General features: G+C 61.2%; 1 protein-coding gene. It reads right to left on the reverse strand.

The features are described 5' to 3' along the window. Window positions 1-131 precede the first annotated feature (131 nt). Window positions 132-2,036 carry a hypothetical protein gene (locus tag EV643_RS43845; RefSeq protein WP_133806154.1) on the reverse strand — a complete coding sequence of 635 codons (1,905 nt, stop codon included), beginning with the start codon at window positions 2,034-2,036 and terminating at the stop codon, window positions 132-134. Window positions 2,037-2,665: the final 629 nt, after the last annotated feature.

The following is a 2,665-nucleotide window of genomic DNA, read 5'->3' on the forward strand; positions in this document are numbered from 1 at the left end:
GATCCGTCAACCTGTCACCCGATCGGGACTTGACCTGACCAACCCTCGCCACACCCCAACCGTACCGCACCAGACCCTAAGTTACCGGTATTGGGAGGCAGTGGCATCAGGAGCTCCGCGACTGGCAGAGCTCAGAGCCTCTTGAGCCAGTCCGAGATCACGTTCTCATCCTTTGGCCAGACATTGCATCTATTCTGTACGGCGTTCAAAATGGCCTGAGCGTGAGACGCGGCCGACCGAGCATCATCAATGGTGTCTGCCTTACCGCGAGTCAAGAGCTCCGCGCACAACTCGACGGAGAACTGCTTGAGGTCTTCACTAGCCTCCGCACTTTTCCCTATCTTTCCAAGAACGATCATTCGCGCGGCATGTCGGACCCCGATACCGAGCGGCGCGGCCAGGCCGACTGCGTTGCCCTCGTAGCTGGCCAGGTCGCCGGCTTCGATCACGCCAATCGCGCGCAAGTGTCTGGTGAACGGCTCCAGCCGTGGCAATACGAGGAAATCTGTGCGGGGATCGGCCTGAAGTGCCGCGCGAAACTCGTCCTCATTCCGAAACGCAACGAGCTGGGGGTCCTTGCCCATCCAGTCGGCGAGCTCGTTGACCATGCTCGCATGGCGGAACCGTTCGATAGCCGCTGCCTTGTCGGGGGAGGGCCTCGCCGCGTAGTAGCAGCCGACTTGGTAGTCGCCAAGGGGTCCGGTGCCGCGTTTAAGCCACTCCCCGACTTGTGCTCGCTGCTGGGCGGTGATGGTGATCGCTGTGCCATGACTCTGGTAGTAGTCGTCGACATGCAGGATCAAAGAAGCAGCTGCAGGTTTAGATTGCTCCATCAGGAGGTCTTTGCTGGCAGTATTCGTTTGGCCGTCCTGGGTGAGTTGCTTCTGGGCGACATAGTATGCGACGAGGTCGTCGGCGGCGGCGCGTATTTCAGGATCGATTCGTGGGCCGTCTGCCGCATATCCATAGTTGATCCAGGCGGCTAAGCGCGAATGAAGCACCCGCCGTTTGAGGTGGCCAGTGCAGTTCGTGTCATTGGATAGATCCTTCAACCATACAGCATATGCCTTGAGCCTCTCAGAAGTGACATCATGCCTGGCGACCTCATAGTGGAAGGCAACCTGGCTCAATAGATTCCCAGCGTCGTAGTCGAGGGCGCGTGCGAGCGCGTTCCGCGCCTGCTGCCCATCCTTGAGTTGCGCTGTAGCAACGTAGTGCAGACCAAGGCTGCGCCAGTCGGTAGTCCCGTACAGACCGGTGAAGTCGTGGTATTTGGTCAGCGCGAGGACGACAACCGCGGCCACGAAGCGGTGTAGGTCGGGCTTTGTGCCCTGGCTGTTTGCTGCGGTCTCCATATGACTGTCGCTGTTGTCTGTCGGCGTGACGTCATAGTCGAGGCCAAGTGCCTGGCGTTCGACGACGGCCGACCCGGCGGGGCGGCCGTTACGACTCACGTGTACTGAGAGGACGTCCTGACTGACGACGTCCACTGTGATCTGCCAGGGGGTGACACCGATCACGGTCTGGATGAGGTCCACGAGGAGTTTTGCAACCCGTCCTTCGGGTGTTCCGGTAATCGCAGATCCATTCAGCACGTTCACGTCCGCGCCATGTGGCACCTCGAGTCCTTCGGCGGGCGCGCCGGCGAGATCGGAAAGAAGCGCGATAGCGTGCCCGGTGGCGCCTTCGTCGATCTTGCCGTCACTGGTGCGGACCTCGACGTGCAGGCGCAGCCGTGTGGCGAGCCACCGGGCTACCCCCCACAGGCCGAAAATCGAGAGCGTGAGAACAGAGATAGGCAAGAGCCACCTGCTGTTCAGCACCTCGTTCGTGTAAGGCAATGGGATGTCGGGGAGTCCGCCGCCGATGGTCAGGCCGGCCGAAGCAACCACCAGAGCTAGCGCTCCGATGCTCCCGAACCAGTTCCGCTTCCCATTGCTTACCTTCGGCCATTCGCGGCGCGCCACCACGGCGACGCGGGCGACGACGAGGAGCCCTGTGAGAACGATGCCAAAGGGGAGTGCGACAGTCTTCAATGGCTCTGCGTAGCGATCTGATGTGGTCTGCCACGCTGCTTCGGCCTTAGTGAGGAGTGTGTGTGGTGGCTGGTGAGCCGCCGCCTGCGCTTTGAGTGTTGCCGCCTTCGCGTTCTCGGAGTCAAGAGCCAGCGCTGTGTTTGCGAGACTGAGTGCTAACTCCCAGTCGCGAATTGATCCGGCTGCCTCCCCGTCTGCCCGCTTGGTCTCAGCTTTGATGATCGCATCGTTCGCAGCGTCGTACTCGGCTCTGCACTCCTGTCGGCTGGACCCGATTAGCGCTATTGCGCGCCGAGGAAGCGCTTGGCCGGTGAGCTGTTTGGCTGCATCGCAGATCGCCGGGACGTCGTCGACGGCGGATGCGGTGCTCGCGATAGTGGCGATGGCAAATATGCCAGCAAGTAGGCCGGACCAAGTCGACGGTCGAATCAACGGACACCCCCCGAGCCGTATTCCTTCCCAACATGATGTACGACACACGGTGTGGACGTCGACCCCAGATCGAGGAGTCGTAGATGCTTCTGGCTTGCTACAGGCAATGGGGCTCTTCGATCTTGACCGGGCACGACACGCGGTCTCTGCCTGCGGGGTAGGGGCTCGTGGCCTCTGAACACTGGCTGTTGTCGAGA

This window comes from Kribbella caucasensis (assembly GCF_004361855.1).
Classification (GTDB): Bacteria; Actinomycetota; Actinomycetes; order Propionibacteriales; family Kribbellaceae; genus Kribbella; species Kribbella caucasensis.